Below are 2,126 nucleotides of genomic sequence, written 5' to 3' on the forward strand. Positions count from 1 at the left end.
TTTTTCAAATCAGGCTTATTTAACAGATGCCCATCTCTTAGCATTAAAAGATTGTGAAAATCTAAAAGTGCTTCATTTAGAGGCATGTCTAGCTATTACGGACGATGGATTAGCCCATTTGAAAGCCTTAACGGCTTTACAGCATCTCAATCTAAGCACGTGCAGCAATCTCACCGATGCAGGATTAGCGCATTTGAAATCCTTAACGACTTTGCAGCATCTAGATCTAAGCTGGTGCGATCAGCTCACTGACGCTGGAATAACGCATTTAAAACCCTTAATGGGTCTGCAGTATCTAAATCTAAATAAGTGCAAGGATCTCACCGATGCAGGCTTGGCCCATTTGAAAGCCTTAACGGCTTTGCAGTATCTCAATCTAAGCTCGTGCAGCAATCTCACGGATGTTGGATTAGCGCATTTGACACCTTTAACGGGTTTGCAGCATCTAGTTCTAGTCAATTGCTGGCAATTCACCGATGCTGGATTAGCCCATTTAACACCCTTAACGACTTTGCAATCTCTAGATCTAAGCCAATGCTATAATCTCACTGACGATGGATTAGCCCATTTGACACCCTTAACTGGTTTGCAATATCTATATCTAAGGCAATGCTATAATCTCACTGACGATGGATTAGCACGTTTTAAAACTTTAGCAGCTTCACTCAATTTAAAAATTATTAAATAGAAAAAACTTTCAATAAAACAAGAAACATGGCGGCAAAATAAAAGCGTACTTTGTCCTAAGTAGATAAAAGATAAAATTTCATTAAAGTTGATCAATTTCCATTGAGATGTTCTTCTAAGAGAGATATTCGCTGATTGTGGAGGCACTATACAAACAATTTTATACTTGTAAACGCCAAAAATACTCTTAAATAAGGCGCCATTTTATCAAGAATAAGGAGGAGGACAAAAGAAGAGAGCTTCAAAAAATTAAAAAATATCAAAAAAAATAGATAAAAGTGGAGCTAATCCCTAAGTTTATAGAACTTTTGCCAGAATTCTATGTTATTTCAATCCCAAAAAAATACGAAACTAAATTTGATTATCTGCTCGCCAATTCTATCAATATACGTCGTTAACCCAATCACGACTTTAAAATTTCAAATACACAAATAGATATAGGATTTAAATTTTTAATGATAAGATGGTTGGTTATCTGGATCTCCAACTAAACGTTTATCCAGCACATCAGATAAGTTATCTAGCATCCTTAAACTCTCTCACGGAAAAATTTGATTTTTTAAGGGATAACTTAAATCCTTTTGTTGATTTAGGATCCAAATTCTGAGCTTATCTCATCAATGGCTGTGTCAGTAGTTACATTATTAAATGCATTAATTTTTTCTAAATCCTCTACAGGGACAAAAGCACCTACGGTTTTTCCATTACGGGTAATTAAAAATCTTTCGCCTTTATATTTTGCTAAATTAACACATTCTGACAAGTTTTGGCGAAATTCCACGAAACTCATTACTTTTACTTTTTCCATATCATTAGCCTATATACTTTTAAATAAATTTAACTATTTATTAGATAACATGTTTATGAGTATAAAATATAGTAAATAATTGCATTGGTAAATAGGTCATCATATCTTAAATGATATAAATTATATCCGGTGATAAGATAATGTCTTAATCAATTAAATTAATGTACATATTTAGCAATCTCTAGAAAATTATTCTAAGTTCCGATAAGAATAGTTTATCGGTAGTTAGAAAAAATAGAAAAATATACAATGAAAAAATCAAAGTATTAGAAAATTGAAGTCGGTAAAGATGGTCAATGTGGAAAATCAGTTAACAATACAAAAAATTGAAAATTTCGAAGTTGGCGAATTTCTTGATTTGGTCAAAACAGCAAAAGAATATGCGACTTTTGCAAGGTCGTTTAATACTAACAAATCTTATCGATCTGACTGGAACGATTTTGTTTTTTGATGCCAGGAAAAAAATTTAAGGCCATTACCAGCTTTACCTCAAACGATTGTCGTTTATTTGATTAGTCGAGCAAATAACACATGGATCAATCAACAAGGGAAATTACAAAAACCTCTCAAAATTTCTAGTTTAAGCCGTAGGCTTACCTCCATTAGCCAAGCTCACAAATTAGCTAAACAG

General features: G+C 33.1%; 3 protein-coding genes. 2 read left to right on the forward strand and 1 reads right to left on the reverse strand.

Annotation, left to right across the window (positions count from 1 at the left end):
* The coding region (locus tag TY19_RS01045) for a leucine-rich repeat domain-containing protein (protein WP_042279253.1) at window positions 1-688 on the forward strand (688 nt) is incomplete at its 5' end.
* Window positions 689-1,276: 588 nt separating this feature from the next.
* On the opposite strand, the gene TY19_RS01050 is transcribed toward TY19_RS01045, so the two are convergent.
* Window positions 1,277-1,495, reverse strand: a complete 219-nt coding sequence (locus tag TY19_RS01050; RefSeq protein WP_042279255.1) for a type II toxin-antitoxin system Phd/YefM family antitoxin — start codon at window positions 1,493-1,495, stop codon at window positions 1,277-1,279.
* 298 nt (window positions 1,496-1,793) lie between these two features.
* Here TY19_RS01050 and TY19_RS16080 point away from each other — a divergent pair, with 298 nt between their 5' ends.
* Window positions 1,794-1,946 (forward strand): hypothetical protein, encoded by a 153-nt coding sequence (locus TY19_RS16080; protein WP_158383089.1) that lies wholly within the window; start codon window positions 1,794-1,796, stop codon window positions 1,944-1,946.
* Window positions 1,947-2,126: the final 180 nt, after the last annotated feature.

The organism is Candidatus Protochlamydia sp. R18, assembly GCF_000648255.1.
In the GTDB taxonomy this organism is placed as follows: domain Bacteria; phylum Chlamydiota; class Chlamydiia; order Chlamydiales; family Parachlamydiaceae; genus Protochlamydia; species Protochlamydia amoebophila.

What these genes read in the sequence shown, in the direction of transcription:
- TY19_RS01050 (WP_042279255.1), bottom strand. Translation starts at nt 1,495, where the DNA reads ATGGAAAAAGTAAAAGTAATGAGTTTCGTGGAATTTCGCCAAAACTTG.